This window comes from Desulfocicer niacini (assembly GCF_054657595.1).
The window spans coordinates 89,292-107,387 of the sequence record NZ_BAAHYK010000007.1; the positions used below are offsets into that span (position 1 = coordinate 89,292).

At 49.0% G+C, this 18,096-nt stretch carries 17 protein-coding genes; 11 read left to right on the forward strand and 6 right to left on the reverse strand.

The genetic code is table 11. The annotated features are described in order from the left end of the window. The first annotated feature begins 181 nt into the window (after positions 1-181). The 3 genes from ACYQ2M_RS05250 to nfo are packed head-to-tail and all read left to right on the forward strand — an operon-like array spanning position 182 to position 3,468. Positions 182-1,498 (forward strand): DVU_1553 family AMP-dependent CoA ligase, encoded by a 1,317-nt coding sequence (locus ACYQ2M_RS05250; RefSeq protein WP_459915270.1) that lies wholly within the window; start codon positions 182-184, stop codon positions 1,496-1,498. Beyond that, positions 1,495-2,553: an XdhC family aldehyde oxidoreductase maturation factor gene (locus ACYQ2M_RS05255; RefSeq protein WP_459915271.1), complete on the forward strand. Its 1,059-nt coding sequence runs from the start codon at positions 1,495-1,497 to the stop codon at positions 2,551-2,553. The genes ACYQ2M_RS05250 and ACYQ2M_RS05255 overlap by 4 nt, the downstream gene beginning before the upstream one ends. Positions 2,554-2,589: 36 nt before the next feature. Then, complete coding sequence (gene nfo / locus ACYQ2M_RS05260; RefSeq protein ID WP_459915272.1) at positions 2,590-3,468, forward strand: deoxyribonuclease IV; 879 nt, start codon at positions 2,590-2,592, stop codon at positions 3,466-3,468. Here nfo and cobC read toward each other — a convergent pair. Both cobC and ACYQ2M_RS05270 read right to left on the reverse strand, forming a co-directional pair. Next, positions 3,380-4,039 (reverse strand): alpha-ribazole phosphatase, encoded by a 660-nt coding sequence (gene cobC / locus ACYQ2M_RS05265; RefSeq protein ID WP_459915273.1) that lies wholly within the window; start codon positions 4,037-4,039, stop codon positions 3,380-3,382. The genes nfo and cobC overlap by 89 nt on opposite strands. A gap of 5 nt (positions 4,040-4,044) precedes the next feature. Next, positions 4,045-5,190: a DVU_1551 family NTP transferase gene (locus ACYQ2M_RS05270; RefSeq protein ID WP_459915274.1), complete on the reverse strand. Its 1,146-nt coding sequence runs from the start codon at positions 5,188-5,190 to the stop codon at positions 4,045-4,047. Positions 5,191-5,685: 495 nt separating this feature from the next. On the opposite strand from ACYQ2M_RS05270, the gene ACYQ2M_RS05275 reads away from it, so the two are divergent. Continuing rightward, positions 5,686-6,852 carry an iron-containing alcohol dehydrogenase gene (locus ACYQ2M_RS05275; protein ID WP_459915275.1) on the forward strand — a complete coding sequence of 389 codons (1,167 nt, stop codon included), beginning with the start codon at positions 5,686-5,688 and terminating at the stop codon, positions 6,850-6,852. A 404-nt stretch (positions 6,853-7,256) separates the two neighbouring features. Here the strand turns inward: ACYQ2M_RS05275 and ACYQ2M_RS05280 are convergent, their stop codons facing one another. From ACYQ2M_RS05280 to ACYQ2M_RS05290, 3 genes are read right to left on the reverse strand one after another with little or no spacing between them, the layout of a single operon-like run. After that, entirely contained in the window at positions 7,257-8,603 is a 1,347-nt protein-coding gene (locus tag ACYQ2M_RS05280) for a sigma-54-dependent transcriptional regulator (RefSeq protein ID WP_459915276.1), read from the reverse strand. Next, complete coding sequence (locus tag ACYQ2M_RS05285) at positions 8,600-9,814, reverse strand: two-component system sensor histidine kinase NtrB (protein WP_459915277.1); 1,215 nt, start codon at positions 9,812-9,814, stop codon at positions 8,600-8,602. The genes ACYQ2M_RS05280 and ACYQ2M_RS05285 overlap by 4 nt, the downstream gene beginning before the upstream one ends. 6 nt (positions 9,815-9,820) lie before the next feature. Further along, positions 9,821-10,963, reverse strand: a complete 1,143-nt coding sequence (locus tag ACYQ2M_RS05290; protein WP_459915278.1) for an iron-containing alcohol dehydrogenase — start codon at positions 10,961-10,963, stop codon at positions 9,821-9,823. Between the two features lie 371 nt (positions 10,964-11,334). On the opposite strand from ACYQ2M_RS05290, the gene ACYQ2M_RS05295 reads away from it, so the two are divergent. Continuing rightward, complete coding sequence (locus ACYQ2M_RS05295; RefSeq protein ID WP_459915279.1) at positions 11,335-12,564, forward strand: DEAD/DEAH box helicase; 1,230 nt, start codon at positions 11,335-11,337, stop codon at positions 12,562-12,564. Between the two features lie 99 nt (positions 12,565-12,663). Here the strand turns inward: ACYQ2M_RS05295 and ACYQ2M_RS05300 are convergent, their stop codons facing one another. Continuing rightward, the gene (locus tag ACYQ2M_RS05300; RefSeq protein ID WP_459915280.1) at positions 12,664-13,188 is read right to left on the reverse strand and encodes an FKBP-type peptidyl-prolyl cis-trans isomerase; all 525 of its coding nucleotides are present in this window, start codon (positions 13,186-13,188) and stop codon (positions 12,664-12,666) included. Between the two features lie 330 nt (positions 13,189-13,518). Between ACYQ2M_RS05300 and ACYQ2M_RS05305 the strand changes: the two genes are divergently transcribed. The 6 genes from ACYQ2M_RS05305 to ACYQ2M_RS05330 all read left to right on the forward strand — a co-directional run bounded on the left by ACYQ2M_RS05305 (position 13,519) and on the right by ACYQ2M_RS05330 (position 18,080). Then, positions 13,519-13,857, forward strand: a complete 339-nt coding sequence (locus ACYQ2M_RS05305; RefSeq protein ID WP_459915281.1) for an ArsR/SmtB family transcription factor — start codon at positions 13,519-13,521, stop codon at positions 13,855-13,857. A 211-nt stretch (positions 13,858-14,068) separates the two neighbouring features. Next, complete coding sequence (locus tag ACYQ2M_RS05310; RefSeq protein ID WP_459915282.1) at positions 14,069-15,145, forward strand: permease; 1,077 nt, start codon at positions 14,069-14,071, stop codon at positions 15,143-15,145. Positions 15,146-15,227: 82 nt separating this feature from the next. Continuing rightward, positions 15,228-15,458 (forward strand): thioredoxin family protein, encoded by a 231-nt coding sequence (locus tag ACYQ2M_RS05315; RefSeq protein WP_459915283.1) that lies wholly within the window; start codon positions 15,228-15,230, stop codon positions 15,456-15,458. Positions 15,459-15,497: 39 nt separating this feature from the next. Beyond that, positions 15,498-15,746 (forward strand): hypothetical protein, encoded by a 249-nt coding sequence (locus ACYQ2M_RS05320; protein WP_459915284.1) that lies wholly within the window; start codon positions 15,498-15,500, stop codon positions 15,744-15,746. A gap of 29 nt (positions 15,747-15,775) precedes the next feature. Then, a complete protein-coding gene (locus ACYQ2M_RS05325) occupies positions 15,776-17,314 on the forward strand; it encodes an MFS transporter (RefSeq protein ID WP_459915285.1) in 1,539 nt (512 codons plus the stop codon). Beyond that, positions 17,304-18,080: an enoyl-CoA hydratase gene (locus ACYQ2M_RS05330; protein ID WP_459915286.1), complete on the forward strand. Its 777-nt coding sequence runs from the start codon at positions 17,304-17,306 to the stop codon at positions 18,078-18,080. Before ACYQ2M_RS05325 ends, ACYQ2M_RS05330 begins: the two co-directional genes overlap by 11 nt. Positions 18,081-18,096 lie beyond the last annotated feature (16 nt).

Sequence of the window (18,096 nt, forward strand, 5' to 3'; positions counted from 1 at the left end):
GTTCCTGACCTCAAAGTATTACTCTACGGAATCTTTGGAAATCGGCAACTCTAAAAAAAGCTTTGACCCTGCACTATTTTTAGTATTTATAATAGCTTCAAAAGCTTGGGGCGATATGCTTCAAAAGCCCCTGAAACAGAAAATGGGCCTTATATTTTTTCCTTATACAGGTATGAATAAAATGGAAATAGACATAACACCATTAGACGAGTGGATTGCCAATAAGACAGGTTGTTCCATGGGATCTGCCCTGGACGCTGAACAACTACAGGCGTATCAACTGGCCATGCTGCAAAAAGTCATTGAGACAACCATTGAAAATAGTTTCTTTTATAAAAGTCATTTAAAGGATATCACCCCCCATCATCTGAAATCCATTGCAGATATTGTCAAATTGCCTTTCATTTATCCACGGGATCTTGCCGATTCAGGTTTGCAGATGCTCTGTGTCTCCCAGAGTGAAATAACAAGGGTGGTAACTCTCCAGACTTCTGGTACCACTGGCAATCCCAAACGAATCTATTTTACACAAGAAGATCTTGAGTTGACAGCGGATTTCTTTGCCCATGGAATGAAAGCTTTGGTAGTACCCGGCCAACGGGTGATGGTGCTTATGCCCGGATCCAATCCCGGTTCCGTGGGGGAAAGACTCACCACAGGGCTTGAACGAATTGACTGCCGGACAGAGGTTCATGGCTTTGTAGATGATCCCGGACAGGTGATTGAAAAAATCAATGAACTTTCCATAGATTGCATCATAGGCCTTCCGGTTCAGGTGTTAAGCCTTGTCCGGTGGCCGGGCAATAGTATTACCCCGGGCCGCATTAAAAGTGTGCTGTTAAGCGGGGACTATCTGCCCGGATCCATAACCAAAGCCATACAACGGGCGTGGGGTTGCCCGGTATTCAACCATTACGGTATGACAGAAACCGGACTTGGCGGAGGGGTGGAGTGCAAGGCCCTTCAGGGATGCCATCTGCGGGAGGCGGATCTTTTGCTGGAAATAGTCGATAAACAGGGAAACGCTGTGCCGGATGGCCAATCCGGAGAAATTGTTTTAACCACCCTTACTCGCACCGGGATGCCCTTAATCCGTTACCGCACCGGGGATGTTTCCCGTTTGTTAACATCCCGGTGCGACTGTGGATCAACACTTAAACGTCTGGACAGATTGCAGGGCCGCAGTGTATACAGGAGCAACGGCATTGAATTGCCCCTGGAGGTCATGGATGAGGCGCTGTTTGCCCTGGAAGACATTGTGGATTTTGAGGCCAGCATTGAGAATCGGCAAAACAAATATTTTCTGAACCTTGAATTCTGGGCCATCCCCGGGGGAAAGCCGGATCTTGATGTTGACATTCGGCAGCGCCTCCATGAAATCCCTGAGTTGGCCCGGCTGATAAACCAAGGGATTTTAATCGTAGGGCACGTGTTTCTTTCCCGTAAAAAACTTTTTTTCAACCCCGGAAAACGTAAAATTAAAGAGATCATAATATGAGTAAAACAATAAAGATATTACACAACAGCTTACAACAGGGAAGGGCGGTGGTCATGGCCGCCATTTTAACCAAACAGGGATCAGCCCCCCGATCCCCGGGCACCCGAATGATTGTGCATGAGGACGGCAATATCAGCGGCACCATTGGCGGGGGCTGGGTGGAAGCCCAGGTGCAGAAACTGGCTCGGGAATTTTTTGAAACAAAAAAAGGGGCATGTATCCGAGAATTTACCCTGGATTCCAAGGCATACGCAGACATGGACATGGTTTGTGGGGGCAGTGTGAGCCTGCTTCTGGAATATCTGCCAGCCACGGAAGACAATATCAATATCTTTGCAAAATTGCTGGAGATGCTTGAGAAAAACCAGAATGGGTTTATGATCAGCCGGCTGCCTTTGAACAGTAATAAAGATTTTTCAATGCAGCGCTGTATTATTTCAGACCATTCCCAGACCGGTGGATTTCAACTCAATGGACAGACCCTGGCATCTCTGTCCGAGCATGCCGGAAAAATGCGTTCCCCCGGTCTTATCCATGTGGGTGACGAGCGTTTTTTTGTGGAACCTGCACGGTTCAACGGAACGGTGTATATCATTGGTGCCGGACACCTGGGTGCAGAAACCGCCCACCTTGCCCACCGGACGGGGTTCAGGGTCATTGTCATGGATGACCGGGAAGAATTTGCCAATGAAGAACGTTTTCCCATGGCAGAGGTGCATGTGGTGAATAAACTTGAAAACTGTTTTAACGGTTTTCCCATGGGGCGGGGCAGCTATATTGTTATCATGACCCGGGGTCATATTTACGATCGGGATGTTCTGGAGCAGGCCCTTAAAACCCGGGCCACCTATGTTGGCATGATCGGAAGCAGGGCCAAAAGAGAGATGATCTATGGATATTTGTTAACCCGGGGTGTTTCCCAGGAGACCCTGGATGGCATTTATTCCCCCATAGGCCTTTCCATCGGAGCCCAGACCCCTGAGGAGATTGCCGTGAGTATTGTGGCAGAACTCATCCAGGTCCGGAGGGCAGCCCAGTCCTTGGATGGGTGTTGACCGGTAGATCCTGATTTTTTCAGAAGGAATATTTCCATGAAATACGTAGGCGCCCATGTCAGTGCCGCCGGTGGTGTTCAGAACGCTCCGGTGAATGCCCATAAGATCAAGGCCACTGCCTTTGCGCTGTTCACTAAGAATCAGCGCCAGTGGCAGGCAAAACCGCTACCCCCGGAGGCGATACAGGCATTTAAGGAAAATTGCCGACAGTATGGCTATACCCCCGATCAGATTCTGGCCCATGACAGTTATCTTATTAATCTGGGACACCCTGGAAAGGGGGCCCTTGAGAAATCCAGAGTTGCCTTTATTGATGAGATGGAGCGATGTGGCCAACTGGGTCTTGAATCCCTGAATTTTCATCCCGGCAGCCATCTGGGGAAAAAAGGCAGCACATCAGAACGTCAGATACAAGCCTGTCTTGAGACCATTTCCGATTCCCTGAATTACGCCTTGAGCGCCACCCATGGGGTCACGGCGGTGATTGAAAACACCGCCGGTCAGGGCAGCAATATGGGCTATACCTTTGAACAGATTGCACAAATTATTCACCGGGTGGAAGATAAAACCCGCGTGGGGGTCTGCATTGATACCTGCCACGCCTTTTCCGCCGGATATGATCTCAAATCTGAGGAAGGCTTTAAAGAGACCTGGCAGCTGTTTGACCGTCTCATCGGTTTTTCTTATCTGAAAGGAATGCATTTAAATGACTCTAAAAAAGGCTTTGATTCCCGGGTGGATCGCCATGAAAGCCTGGGACAGGGCTCCCTTGGCATGGAGGTGTTCCTGCGGATCATGGCGGACCCTCGGTTTGATAACATTCCCCTTATTCTTGAGACCCCGGACAGTGACCTGTGGGCCGGTGAGATTGAGGGTTTGATGGGTGCCATTCCCAATGACACGGATTTCGGTTGATCTCTTGGACCAGGCGTTCTTTTCCCTCATTATCAATGATGTTTAAACAGCCATAGGCCTGGGGAATGGTGAAAAGCTCCTGCAGATTTTTGTTTAACAGGCTGCATAGAATCATCCGGTTGACCCCTGCATGGGCCACCATGAGAATATTTCCTGAATTTTCCAATGATATCTTATTAAAAGCAGGCACAACCCGCCGGTAAAGATCATGAAAACTTTCCCCCAGGGGGGGGCGGTATCCTGTCAGATCGTTGCCCCTTTTTTCCCACTGGTCTGGAAACCTGGTTTTTATTTCCGCAAAGGGCTTTCCGTCCCATTCCCCGAGATGTATCTCCTTGAACTCCTTGACCCGAATAAGTGCATTCCCGGTACGCCCGGATACGATCCTTGCGGTGTCAACGGTCCTTGAAAGCGGGCTTGTAAAAATATGATCAATATGGATATGTGAAAAATATTTCTGCCAGGATGTTGCCTGCTCAAGCCCTGCCTGGCTTAATCCCACGTCTGTCTGACCAATAAAACGTTTTGTTGATGCGCCTTTTATTTCACCATGTCTTAACAGATAGATCATAATTACTACAAAACCTCTCCCGAATGGGAAAATGGAAAATGGGAATGATCCCTTTTCAGGCGTTTTGAAATCTTGTCCTTTATCATACAGACGGTTTCAAACCTGGCCTGGATGTTTTTAACAGCATCCGGATACGCTTTAAAGGAACTGAGTTTCTCCTTAAATCGTTTTTCAAAATCCATGACCACCTGATCCCCCCTCACCAGTTTATCGGCAAAGTAGACAATCTCCTTTTCATTTAAAGGGATATTCGGGGCGGTTTCTAAATTCATGTGGGAAGAGACCATCTCTGCAATGTCGGTAAACCCCATCTCTTTAAGTATCTCGCCTCCCTTTCTGGCATGATCGGGGGATTTTCTTGCAATATCATGGAGCAGGGCCGCCGCCTCAATGCAGGGGATATCAAGCAACGGGGCATCCTGATCCAGAGATGTGGCAATTTTAACGGCTGTTTCTGCCACTTTTATGCAATGGGCCATGATGTGTTCATCTGCCAGGGGACTGTTTTCCAGAAGACAGAGGCACTCTTCAACTTCCGGCACGGCCATGGTCTGATGTTTTTTTAAAACCGCGTGGTAATCTTCCCGGGTATCTGCATCCATGTGAATTCCTCGGTCACACACGTCAAGATCCATGGATTCTGTTTCAAAATCGGCAAGGCAGGCCCTTAATCCGCCCCCCTGATTGAAATTGATGATGGCCGGTAAAAACCGGGTGGAGATAAGCGGGGGATGCCCCCTGTGTCCTTTAAATACCGGATAAATAATTTTTCCTTTACCGTTATGCCAGGCGCTGAGAATTTCTTTTATGGTATGGGGCCTGATGGCCGGTATATCTGCCGGAAGCAAAAAAAAAGCATCACAATTGTTGTCCAGGCATTTAACGCCGGTTAAGATGGTGGAAAACATGCCCTGGCGAAACCCTGGATTATGTACCGGGGTTGCCTTTTTTTGGGTGATAATTCCTTCAAGCGCTTCTGATCTGTGGCCCGTCACCACAAAAATATCCTTTATCCCATTTTGTTTGAACAGATCAATGGTTGTTTCAAGGATGGATTGGCTTCCCATGGGCAACAACGGTTTAAAGCCTTTCATCCGGGAGGAAAGACCCGCCACGGGTATAATTGCAGCTATATTTTTTTGGTTTTTCAATGTGTATATCCTGTCAATACTGATGGGGTGCCTCAGACACCGTACCGTTGATCACCAAAACAGGTGAAGATGGGGTGCTGAGCGAATATTTACGCCTGCTTATAATGCCAGACAAGCATAACATGGTCAATAACCTGGTTCTGGATTACCGGACCCTTTTTCAGAGGTAACGATAAAAATGCCCCAATGAAATATTTGTGTGGGTCATTTTGCCCGTGTCCAGATCTGGTGAATGCCATGATTTTCCCATCAGGTAAATCCACGCATTTAATTTTTTGAAATTTTTTTATATTATAAAAACAGTATGTTATATTTTTGGGGGCCATGCGTATGTTTTTTTTATGCGAAAATAGCATCCATGGTCTTTTAATTGCAGTACTAAAGCGAAACGTTCATTCACATGGGGGAAGCCTTCGGGTTGCCTTCTTAAATCCATTTAATCTAATGCACCGCATCGTTCAATCGACGAACGGTGACAGCAAAAGGAGCTTTAACATGTCAAACGGCGAAGCAGTATACGGATTTTTTATTCCCACAGTAACTCTTATGGGTATTGGGTCTCACAAGCAGCTGGGCGCACAGATGAAAACTCTTGGCGTAAAAAAACCGTTTCTGGTGGCGGATAAGGGCATCACTGCCTGCGGCCTGACCCAGCAGATCTGCGATATGATCAAAGCAGACGTGGGTGTAGATGCGGTTGTATATGATGATACGATTCCAAACCCCACAGATAACAATGTTGCAGAAGGCCTCAAGCTGTATCAGGATAGCGGTTGTGATATGATCATCACCCTGGGTGGTGGTAGTGCCCATGACTGTGGTAAGGGTGTGGGCATCGTTGCCACAAACGGCGGAACCATCCATGACTACGAAGGCGTTGATCGGTCTACAAAGGCCATGCCTCCCTTCATCGCCATCAATACCACAGCCGGTACCGGTAGCGAAATGACCCGCTTCTGCATTATCACAGACACCAGCAGAAAAGTAAAAATGGCCATTGTTGATTGGCGTGTAACCCCCACCATTGCCATCAATGATCCTCTTCTGATGCTTGGCATGCCTTCATTCTTGACGGCTGCCACCGGTATGGATGCTCTGACCCATTCCGTTGAAGCCTATGTGTCCACCATCGCCACTCCTGTTACAGACGCCTGTGCCCTTAAAGCCATTGAACTGGTTGCCGGAAATCTGCGTCAGGCCGTTGCCAATGGTCAAGACCTGGAAGCTCGTGACAAAATGGCCTATGCAGAATATCTTGCAGGTATGGCATTCAACAACGCAAGCCTTGGCCATGTTCATGCCATGGCCCATCAGTTGGGTGGATTCTACGATCTTCCTCATGGTGTGTGCAACGCCATTCTGCTGCCCCATGTATCCCGTTTCAACCTGATTGCCAAACTGGATCGTTTTGCTGACATCGCCGTGGCATTGGGCGAAAACATAACAGGTCTCTCCACCCGGGAAGCTGCTGAAAAAGCATTGTCCGCCATTCAGACCCTGTCTGCTGATGTGGGAATTCCTGCCAACCTTACAGAACTGGGTGTTAAAGAAGAAGATCTTGTTACCATGGCTGAAAATGCGCAGAAAGACGCCTGTGGTGCTACAAACCCAAGAAGACCTTCTCTTGACGACGTAGTAAATATTTATAAAGCAGCATTGTAATACGGCTTTTTTCCTGACGGACTTCATGGCTCATGCATCACAGCGACGGCCATGGGGTCTGAGCCGGATATTATGGACGTTCTCTCCATAGTGATGGGCAGGCAGGTACCTGGTATCTGCCTATTCATTGAAAAAATTATGATTGAATCCTGTTTTCTCTGATTTCGTTTTTGTTAGAAGTGAACCAAAAAAATTAATTTTCTTATGGGTTGATATGGCCCGATGATTCGGTTTGTTTTCAAAACCTGACAAGCTTAAACCTGACATAGCTTAATATGAAAAAATCGGAACATCACATATCTGTTTGATAAGTTAGACAGTTGCCATGGTTAAGGGGAAGAATGGGGACGGGAATATTTTCCTGTCCCCATTCTTATTTCTGGCCTGTCTCTGTTTATCGTGTTTTATTCTTCAAAACTCTGCAGTTTTCGATACAGGGTTTTTCTGCCGATACCAAGGATTTCCGCAGCCATTGATCTGTTATTTTTTACGTGGTGCATTATCTTGAGAATGTGCTGTTTTTCAACTTCTTTAAGGGGTAGAAAGGGCGATGTTGCCGAAAAATCAGTCATTTTTTCAATCAGTTCCAATGGCAGTCCATGTTCGGTGATGGTGTTGTTTTCTGCCAGGATGCCGCCTCTTTCCATGACATTTCTCAGTTCCCGGACGTTGCCGGGCCAGTCATAGGCCATGAGGCAGGCCATGGCGTTGGGTGAAATCTTATATGGCTCATCGCCGGGGCTGAGTTGTTGCAGAAAATAATCTATCAGCACAGGCAGTTCTTCCTTTCGTTTCCGAAGGGGTAGAATTTGCAGGGTAAAGACATTTAGTCTATGAAAAAGGGCTTCGTTGAAGCGGCCCTCGGCTACCTCTTCCTTCAGGTTCCTGTTGGTGGCGAACATGAATCGTATGTCCACCTTGATTTCATTTTTATCCCCCACCGGCCGAAAAGTCTGGTTTTCCATCACCCGCAAAAGAGATGCCTGCACCCCCACGGAAAGTTCCCCAATTTCATCCAGAAAAAGCGTTCCCTTGTCTGACATGGCCAAAAGACCGTTGCGGGAGGTTTCCGCGCCGGTGAAAGCCCCCTTGCAATAGCCGAACAACTCGCTTCGAATCAACTCTTCCTGGAGGGTTGCGCAGTTTTTGGTGATCAGAGGTTGGCCCGCCCGGAGACTCTGGGAATGGATCTGCCGGGCCACAACATTTTTGCCGGTGCCGCTTTCTCCGGTGATCAGCACCGGCACCGATGTGGGGGCGACCTTGTCGATGAGATATCGAATTCGATCCGTGGCGGCGGAATGACCCACAATGAGGCGGGGAACATGGGGTTTTTCTCCCTGGCGCTTAAGTACTTTTTCTCTTTGGAGCGTTACCTTTTGATATGCCTTTTCCACCACCAGTTCCAGGCGGTCAAGGTCAAATGGTTTGGTAATATAATCGTAGGCTCCGATCTTCATGGCATTGACGGCATCGTCCACATCTGCGTAACCGGTGATCAAAATGATCTGAACGGCCAGGATGGCTTCCTGGAAACGGCTCATCAACTCAATGCCGTTGGCATCCGGCAGGTTGATGTCCAGGATGATGACATCAAAGGCGTCCTTTGCAATGGCCGCCATGGCCTCACCTGCACTGCCCGCCGTGGTGATGATGCGCCGGGGGGATGCGATTTCTTTTTGCATCAGTCTTCGGATGGATTTTTCATCATCCACCACCAGAATTTTCATTCTGTCGTTCGGGGAACTCATGACAGCACCTCATCGGGATGGGGCAGGGCCACGGTGAAGGTAGTGCCTTTATTTTCTTTACTGTTCACAAGGATTTCTCCATGGTGCTGATGGATAATATTATAGCAGGTGGAAAGGCCGATACCGATCCCCTGTCCGATGGTTTTTGTGGTGAAAAACGGGTCAAAGAGACGTTCCATGTTTTCCGGGGTAATGCCGTAGCCATCGTCTTGTATGGAAAAAATGATCTGATTGTCCTTGAGTCCAAGAAACAGTTGCAGAGAGCCCTTTTCATTGACGGCATCCAGCGCATTGCAGACCAGGTTTAGAACCACTTGTTTTAATTCTGCAGCGTTGCCCATGATATGGGGAAGGTTGGGTTCTGACTTCAGGCGGATGGTTACCTGGGGGGTTTCCCTGAAGCGGTGGCGCAGCAGTTTCAATACTCCGGTGACCAGGCGTTTAAAGTTCAGGGGGGTGAAATCTACTTTTTTTCTTGGGCTGAATGTCAAAAGACTCTGAACAATGTCCCGGCACCGGTCGCATTCGGTGAGGATGGTGTCAATGTATTCCGTAAAATCCGCCATCAGTGCGCGATTTTCTTCATTGTCGGACAGGTTGGCATTCAGCATGGGAAGTCGTCTTTGAAGGCCTTTGGTAAATCCGCTGATGGATGTCAGGGGATTATTGATTTCATGGGCTACCCCGGCTGCCAGAGCTCCCACTGTAGCCATTTTTTTGGAATAGTTATATTTGGCCTGATATTCCTTTTCCCGGGTGACATCTCGCATTAAAACAAGAAATCGAAAGGGCTGCTGCCGGGCATCCCGCAGGGGGGATACGGTGATATCAAACTGATAATGTTTGCCATCGATGTCAAAGCCCATCATTTTACGGCAGACTTTGTTGGTTAATCTGGATTTCATAACAGGGCAGTCCACGCAGGGCTGGTTTCTTTTTTTTAAAATTTCATAGCAGAAGTTTCCCTTGGGGGATGTATGATTGAAAAAAGTGGAAAAAAGCCGGTTTACCGAAATGATGGTGAAATTGGCAGATAAAATGAGCATAACATCAGATATGCCGTCAAAAATGGCTTCAAGCTTTCTTTGTTTGCGCTCCAGTTGCCGGTTGGTTGCCTGGAGTTTGGCCATGTTCTTTTTGACTTCGCCAAAAAAACCGAGCTTGGTGTATTCAAGTCCGATGATATCTTCAAGGGTTGTGGGTTTTGTCATAATTCATTACCATGCTTCGTTACATATATTCATCATGTCTTCCACGTCTGCATCCCGGGGATTGCTAAGCAAACAGGAATCAAAGGTGGCCATTTCACATATCTGGGGCAACTTTGAGCGGTCCGGAATAATGTCCCGCAGTCGCGTGGTGACCCCAAGGCTTTTAAAATAGGTTTCAAGGGTGGAAATGCCTGCCAGGGCAGTGGCTTCGGGGGAGCCAAGGGACCCGCCTATCATCACCTTGCCGATTTCCGCCAGTTTATCCACGCAGTTTGGCAGATTGTAGCGCATGACACTTGGCAGCAGGATGGGATGAATAATGCCGTGCAGAACATCCAATACCCCACCCAGGGTGTGGGCCAAGGCATGGTCAAGTCCAAGACTGGCATTGCTGAAGGCCATGGCAGCCGAAGTGCCGGCAATGCTGAGTTGTTCCAGGTTGTCCAGACTGTTGTTCTCCAGGGTCAGGGGCAGATATTTCATGATTAGTTTGATGGCCCGAAGAGAATGCACCTCTGTAAGAGAAAAGGCCAGCCGGGACACATGGGCCTCCACGGCATGGGATAGGGCATCCACGGCGGCGGCAATGATGAGATCCCTTGGTTTGGTGGTGAGCAGGGTGGGATCAATAATGGAGACATTGGGTACCAGGGTCCTGCTGATGATGGACATTTTTACTTGGCGTTCCATGTCCGTGATGATGGTAAATTGGGAAATGTCCGAGCCGCTGCTGGCAGTGGAAGGCATGAACACCATGGGAGGCAATGGTTTTTGGATGCGGTTGGCCCCTTCATAGTCATTGACGCGGCCGCCATTACTGGTGACAAGTGCAATACCCTTGGCTGCATCCATGGGACTTCCCCCCCCCAGGGCAAAGATGACATCACAGCCGTGTTTTTCATAGAGGCGTGCACCTTTCTCCACCTGCCAGTCCCGGGGATTGGATGAAATGTTGGAATAATACACCCATTTGAGTTTTTCATGGTCAAGGATGTCAAATATAATATCCACCCATCCTGAACTCTCAAGTCCCGGATCTGAGACAAAGAAAATCTTCTTTGCTCCCAGGCGCTTTGCACACACGCCTGTATATTTCATGCTGTCACGGCCTAAAAAAATTTCAGGCACGGAAAATTTTAATATCCCCATGGTACGCCTTTCACTGGATCATCAGCTTTTAAAGTGCTTTGTTGGAATTAAGCCTGAATTTACTTGATAATGGGACCGTTGTCAAAATTTTAAGGTTTGAGCATGCTATTTGCCAATTGAAATAGGTATGAAAGATGTCGTCTGTAATCCGGTAAATGGCCTTGTAGGCTGGTTTCAGGGTGGGATAAAAAAATATTAAAAATAAGATGGCATTTTGTTTGTGAGGGTGTTATAGTTATCTTTTTGTTTCAGCACCTCCCAGTCAGTGCCTGCTGTGTCGCGGTTATCTCAACCCCAATTCATGCAATAACATTTATTTCGCCTGGACTGGCCCACCATGGTGGGTGGGCGGATTCAGGATTATATTATATATGTCATTTGAAAAATTTGGCCTCAGGGCCGAACTGTTACGTGCCGTTGCCGCAGAGGGCTACAAAGTTCCCACCCCCATCCAGGACCAGGCGATTCCCGTCATTCTCCAGAAACAGGATGTACTTGCAGGTGCCCAGACAGGCACCGGTAAAACCGCTGCGTTTGGTCTTCCCATACTGCAGATGTTGGATCGAACAAAGGGCAGAGGCTGTGCCCCGAGATGTCTGGTTCTGGCCCCCACCCGGGAACTGGCGGCCCAAGTCCATGAAAGCATTGAAAACATGGGCCGGGGAATGACCCTCAAATCCGCCGTGGTGTTTGGCGGTGTGGGCATTAATCCCCAGATTGATAAGCTGCGCCGGGGGTTAGATATTCTGGTGGCGACACCGGGACGACTTCTGGACCATGCCGGGCGAAAAACCTTGGATTTGTCCCGTATTGAAATTCTTGTGCTGGACGAAGCCGATCGCATGCTGGACATGGGTTTTATCCATGATATTCGTAAAGTGCTGAAACTCCTGCCCACACGACGTCAGAATATGCTGTTTTCCGCCACCTATTCCACGGATATCAAGCGCCTTGCAGATACGCTCCTAAATGCACCCAAGATCATTGAAGTCTCTGCCTCAAACAAGGCTGCCGATGGTGTGTCACAGGCGGTTTATCCCGTTGCTCGGACCCAGAAGCGTCAGCTTTTATCCACCCTCATCAGAAGTGGTGAATGGAACAAGGTGCTGGTATTTACCCGCACCAAACACGGTGCCAACCGGTTGACAAAGCAGTTGATCCAGGATGGTATCGGTGCCGCAGCCATACATGGTAATAAAAGCCAGACTGCCCGGACCCGGGCCTTGGCTGATTTTAAGAGCGAAAAAATAAGAACCCTTGTGGCAACGGATATTGCTGCCCGGGGGCTTGACATTGATATGCTGCCCCATGTGGTAAATTTTGATCTGCCCAATGTGCCGGAAGATTATGTCCATCGTATTGGCCGCACGGGCAGGGCCGGTGCCAGCGGTGTGGCCCATTCCCTGGTGTGCCGGGATGAGCAGAAGCTGCTTAAGGATATTCAGCGTCTTTTAAAGCATGACATTCCCGTAAAAAACATGGAAGGGTTTGAACTTGAACGACCGGGGGCAGCACCGCCGCCGCCATCTCCTCGGCCCCGGGTTCAGCCCCGGAATAAGAATTTCCGGAGTCGGTCGGTCTCCCCACGTACCCAGCGATAAGTAAGCTCTTTAGCAAATAAAAGAGCCATGTCCGTTAAGTTCCCTGCTTCCATGAAAGGATGGCAGGCAATTTAAAGGGCATGGCTCTTTTGGTCTGTATCAGTCACTGCATCCGCAGTTGCATCCACATCCCTTGTCCGTGTCACATCCACTGTCACATCCCTCGCCGCATTGGTGGGGGGCATCGGGTTCCAGTCCCATTTCTTCAATGTTAATATCAAAGACAAGGGTTTTGCCTGCCAGAAAGTGGTTCACGTCCATTTTTATGGCTTTTTTTCCAATTTCCGCCACGGTGGCCATGGCCGGATTCCCATTGGGATCGGTGAGTTCCAGCTGCATGCCCACTTCAAGTTGCATTTCTTCCGGTATGGCATCTGCGGGGATATCAATGATTCTGTCTTCGAAATGGGGGCCGTATCCTTCCTCTGGGGGAATGGTGACGGTTTTTTTTTCTCCGACTTTCATGCCCATTACGGCCAGGTCAAAGCCTTTGATCAACTGACCGGTTCCCACTGTGAATTTCAAGCCTTCCCGCCCTTCTGATGTGTCGAAAATCTCGCCGTCTTCAAATTTGCCTGTGTATCCTACTCTGATTGTATCTCCGGACTTGATTGTGTCAGTCATGGATTGCTTCTCCTGGGGTTTAATGTGTCGGGCAATATATGCAGTTAAAGGCATATTGTCCTTAAAAAAAGGGCTTGAGCGCACTGACAGCCACTTGATATGTGGACCATTGTGCGATCAAGCCCGAAAAATGAATGTGTATTGTAACAGATAAATAGCCTGGCTGAAAGGTTTTTCTGGGTAATGCTTTGTATCAGGCGGGAAAATAGCTTTAGGCTTGTTGAAACGATAGCCTCCCTAAAATGGCCCATGTTATGATCAAGCCCGAATATTTTGTTGACAAGTCTTTTTTGAGGGGTTATATTCCAAAAAAAGAATATGAGGGGGGGTATGAAATTATTCGTTGATGTATGCAAGGCAATGTCCGACCCTAACCGGGTAAAAATTATAAAAATGCTCCAGCACAAGGTAATGTGTGTCTGTGAAATCACAAGTGCTTTGGGCTTGGCCCAGCCCACGGTGTCAAAACACTTGAAGGTACTGGAAGCTGCAGGGCTGGTGAACTCTTCACGGAATGAAAAATGGGTCAACTATTCATTGGCGGATGGAAGTTCCAGCCCCTATGCCGCCACATTTCTGGGGAATCTGCGCCACTGGATGGAGGATGACCCTGAAATAAAGGCGTTGATATCGTCTCTGCCCCTTATCCGGCGGGAGAATATCTGTTGACTTTGTTTTATCTTCAGTTCAGGCAGGCCGGATCTCTCCCCCAAGTGACCGACGTTATGATCAATCCCTTGGTGATTAAATAGCTGTATAGCTATTTATAAATTTGACATGCCGGCCGGTGCAGACATCATTTACATAAGCACCTGCGTAACTATTTTGGACCCTATGCTTATAGCCTCTATGGTCAAAGTTTTAATTTTTGGAGAACAAGATGACAGATCAAATTACAGCCAATGGAACCCAAATGTCTCCTTCCGGGGAATCAAATCGTCCACTGTATCTCTATGCGGTTGCCGCAGCCGTGGGGATTTATCTCTGGTGGTTCATCTACGGCAAGCTGGCATCCGTGGCTGCATGGTTCACCTATGCCCTGTTCGGCATTGAAAAGGGCTCCCATCTTGGGGCATCCATTGAATTTTTTTTCTATGATACCCCCAAAGTGATGATGCTGCTTTTTCTTGTGGTATTCGGGGTGGGCATTATCCGAAGTTTTTTCACCGCTGAAAAAACCCGTGCACTGCTGTCCGGGCGCAGTGAATTGGCAGGTAATGTCATGGCTGCCCTTCTGGGCATCGTCACCCCATTTTGTTCCTGTTCCGCCGTGCCCTTGTTTATAGGTTTTGTCACGGCCGGTGTTCCCCTGGGAGTAACCTTTTCCTTTCTTATTGCGGCTCCCATGGTCAATGAGATTGCCCTGGGGTTGCTGTACGGCCTTCTGGGCTGGAAGGTGGCGGCCATTTATATGGGCACAGGATTGTTTGTGGCTGTTGGTGCCGGTTGGGCCATCGGACGCATGAAACTTGAAAATCATATTGAAGATTGGGTCACTGCCGTAAAAGCCCAGGACGGATCGGCGGAAGACGAAAAACTGACCTGGCCCGATCGTATTGTTTATGGCTGGGAGGCGGTGAAGGAGATCATCGGCCGGGTGTGGATTTATGTCATCATCGGCATTGGCGTTGGGGCCGGCATCCATGGCTTTGTTCCCCAGGATCTCATGGCTTCCATCATGGGCAAAGGGTCCTGGTGGTCCGTGCCCCTGGCGGTGACAATTGGTGTGCCCATGTATTCCAATGCTGCTGGGATTATTCCTGTTGTGGAGGCGTTGCTGGGAAAGGGCGCGGCCCTTGGCACGGTGCTCGCCTTCATGATGAGTGTCATTGCTCTATCTCTGCCCGAGATGGTTATTTTAAGAAAGGTGTTAAAGCCCCGCCTCATCGCTGTGTTTATTTGTGTAGTGGGTTTTGGTATCCTGTTAGTGGGGTATCTGTTTAACTTTATTGTATAAATTTCAGGGACTTGATTTGAATTTCGTGCAAGCATTTTAAGGGTGACGAAATTAGGGACATGTCCGATTACAGGAGAGAAAAATGGAAATCAAAGTATTAGGTCCAGGTTGTGCAAAATGTAAGAAAGCGGAAAAAATTGTTAAAGAGGTGGTTGCCGAAGCGGGTAGTGATGCCACTGTTGAAAAAGTAACTGACATGATGGAGATCGCAGGTTTCGGGGTGATTGCCACTCCATCGGTGGTGGTGGACGGTGAAGTGAAGTGTGCTGGCAAAATTCCGTCAAAGGATGAGATCCGGTCCTGGCTTTCCTGATTTGATAAATGAAGTTTGCAACGCCTGCCTGGAGAACATATGATAGCCTGGAGAATAAAAGACAATGAGGAAAATTGTTTTGGTAATCAATCTTCCGTTGCCCACTGGGATCGGGTGCAGCTGGTCATTGATAAAGCGGAAAACAGCTTCTATGACATGGTCAATGAACTGCTTGACGTGATGCGAAATCCCTATGAAGAACAGGCTGGTAGGAAAAAGTTTGCTGAAAAAAGACCGGAATGGGCCAGAAACAAGGCAGGGTGTTCCATGCTCTCCTGTAGTTCGTAATGTAAATATCCCCTTTATGGAGAAATTCAGTGCAGACAACAATTGAAGACCCCATAGGCCGGCAGGGCCGGTTTTACATTATTGCCTCGGCTCTGCTGGCCCTTTTTCTGGGAGCCATGGATGCCCTTGTCATGACGGCCGCCGCGCCCACTATTATTGCCGATCTTGGGGGGTTGCACCTTTACTCCTGGGTTTATTCCGCCTATTTTTTGGCCCGGGCTGTGGCTTTGCCGGTGTTTGGCAAGCTTGCAGATCTGTTCAACACACGGAAACTTTTTCTGTTTGCCATCTCTTTGTTTCTCTGTGCCTCCATTGCCGCCGGCGCTTCCCGGACCATGGCGTTTCTGGTTTTTGCCCGGGTGTTCCAAGGCATCGGGGCCGGGGCCTGTTTTGCTCTTGTCTACATAGTCTTGTCGGAAGTGGCACCGCCGGGTGCCCGGGCCAGAACTCTTTCCCTTGCAAGCTCGGTGTGGGGCATATCAAGTATCATCGGCCCTACCCTTGGCGGGGTCATTGTCACCTGGTTTTCATGGCGATGGATTTTTTACATTAACGTGCCCCTGGGGATTCTCTCCTTGATCGGCATTGCACGATATCTGTCCGAATTCCGGGAAAAGAAAAAGACGGTGGATCTGGACTATGCCGGAGTGGTGTGTCTCACCGGGTTTATCTTGGGATTTATTTCTCTTTTCATGACAGGGGCGAAGGCCCAGGGGGGAGGCGTTATCGAAATGGGGTTTATGCTTTGCACCACCGTGGCCTTTGGCGTTGCCTTTATAATGGTGGAACAAAGAGCCAAGGATCCTATTCTTGATCTGCGGTTTTTTAAAAACCCCCGCTTTTCATTGGGAAATGGTGCCACTTTTTTTGCCAGCTGTACCATTTTTGCCCTGTTCGCCTACGCGCCACTTTTTATCCAGGGCGCACTGAACCAGACCCCCATGCAGGTGGGCGTGGCCATGCTGTCATTAAGTCTTGGATGGTCGGTGGGTGCCATTGCCATCGGCCGCATCATGGATCTAACCGGTGGCCGTAACATCCCTGTTCTGGGGGGACTTTTCATGGTGGCAGGGGCTGTTTTCGTTCTTAAATTCAGCCTTGACACCACTGCTGCCCAACTGTTCTGGGTGTTCATGGTGCTGGGGCTTGGCATGGGATTTGTCTCCCTTTCCACCATGGTGCAGGTGCAAAAAGCCCTGCCGGAAATCCATCTGGGGGTGGCAACGGCTTCCAGCCAGTTTTCACGGACCCTGGGCGGTACCATCGGGGTGGGCGTATGCGGCGGTCTTGTGACATCGGGGCTGGTGGGACGTCTGGAGCGTGTGTCCCACGGTTTTCCTTCGGCATTGCTGGATCAGTTGCGGGAAGGTACCGAAAATCTGTTCCGCCCGGAGGTACAGGCCCTTATTCCCGATCATTCCAGGCAGGCCGTGCAGGCGGCGGTGCTTGATGGGGTGCATGGTGTGTTTGTCTTTGTCCTTATATCGGCGGTGATCTGTCTTGTCTGCAGTGTGATGCTGGCAAGGTCCCTTAAATCTGAATCAGGAGGTAAATTACATGGAGTATAAAGAAATTTTGTTTTCAAGAGAAGATGCGGTGGGAATTTTGACCCTGAATAATCCTGCCAAGATCAATGCGCTTTCAAGGCAGATGATTAAAGAATTGACCCATGTGTTGACTGAAATTTCCATGGATGAATCCATAAAGGTGCTTCTCATCAAGGCCGCCGGAGAACATTTTTGTGCGGGGCACTACCTTGCAGAGATGGTGGGTGAGGGGGTGAAGGAGTACCGGGAGATCTTTGACCGGTGCACCCGCATGATGATGATGCTTCATGAGCTGCCCCAGCCGGTGATTGCCCAGGTACAGGGCATTGCAACGGCGGCCGGGTGTCAGCTGGCCGCTTGGTGTGATCTGGTGGTGGCGGCGGACAACGCAAGGTTTTCAACTCCCGGGGTGAAAATTGGTCTTTTCTGCACCACGCCTATGGTTGCCATCACCCGTGCCATCGGCAGAAAGGCTGCTTTGGAGATGCTGTTGACCGGCAGGGAGTTTCCTGCAACAGAGGCAAAGGCCCTGGGGCTTGTCAACCGGGTGGTTCCCCTTGAAGCCATTGAAGAGGAAACCCTGAAGCTGGCCACAGACATTTCTGGGGCCAGTGGTTTTGCCCTTTCCGTGGGAAAGCAGGGGTTTTATGCCCAGGCGGATATGACCGATGCCCAGGCGTTTCATTATGCAAAAAACACCATTGTGATGAACAACTGCTCCGAGGATGCAGCAAACGGGATTACTGCCTTTTTAAATAAAACCACCACGGAATGGAAAAACCGATAACGGCATTGAGGTGTTG

Coding starts and splice junctions, on each gene's coding strand:
- ACYQ2M_RS05250 (WP_459915270.1), top strand. CDS start 182: ATGGAAATAGACATAACACCATTAGACGAGTGGATTGCCAATAAGACA.
- ACYQ2M_RS05255 (WP_459915271.1), top strand. CDS start 1,495: ATGAGTAAAACAATAAAGATATTACACAACAGCTTACAACAGGGAAGG.
- nfo (WP_459915272.1), top strand. CDS start 2,590: ATGAAATACGTAGGCGCCCATGTCAGTGCCGCCGGTGGTGTTCAGAAC.
- cobC (WP_459915273.1), bottom strand. CDS start 4,039: ATGATCTATCTGTTAAGACATGGTGAAATAAAAGGCGCATCAACAAAA.
- ACYQ2M_RS05275 (WP_459915275.1), top strand. CDS start 5,686: ATGTCAAACGGCGAAGCAGTATACGGATTTTTTATTCCCACAGTAACT.
- ACYQ2M_RS05280 (WP_459915276.1), bottom strand. CDS start 8,603: ATGAGTTCCCCGAACGACAGAATGAAAATTCTGGTGGTGGATGATGAA.
- ACYQ2M_RS05285 (WP_459915277.1), bottom strand. CDS start 9,814: ATGACAAAACCCACAACCCTTGAAGATATCATCGGACTTGAATACACC.
- ACYQ2M_RS05290 (WP_459915278.1), bottom strand. CDS start 10,963: ATGGGGATATTAAAATTTTCCGTGCCTGAAATTTTTTTAGGCCGTGAC.
- ACYQ2M_RS05295 (WP_459915279.1), top strand. CDS start 11,335: ATGTCATTTGAAAAATTTGGCCTCAGGGCCGAACTGTTACGTGCCGTT.
- ACYQ2M_RS05300 (WP_459915280.1), bottom strand. CDS start 13,188: ATGACTGACACAATCAAGTCCGGAGATACAATCAGAGTAGGATACACA.
- ACYQ2M_RS05305 (WP_459915281.1), top strand. CDS start 13,519: ATGAAATTATTCGTTGATGTATGCAAGGCAATGTCCGACCCTAACCGG.
- ACYQ2M_RS05310 (WP_459915282.1), top strand. CDS start 14,069: ATGACAGATCAAATTACAGCCAATGGAACCCAAATGTCTCCTTCCGGG.
- ACYQ2M_RS05315 (WP_459915283.1), top strand. CDS start 15,228: ATGGAAATCAAAGTATTAGGTCCAGGTTGTGCAAAATGTAAGAAAGCG.
- ACYQ2M_RS05320 (WP_459915284.1), top strand. CDS start 15,498: ATGATAGCCTGGAGAATAAAAGACAATGAGGAAAATTGTTTTGGTAAT.
- ACYQ2M_RS05330 (WP_459915286.1), top strand. CDS start 17,304: ATGGAGTATAAAGAAATTTTGTTTTCAAGAGAAGATGCGGTGGGAATT.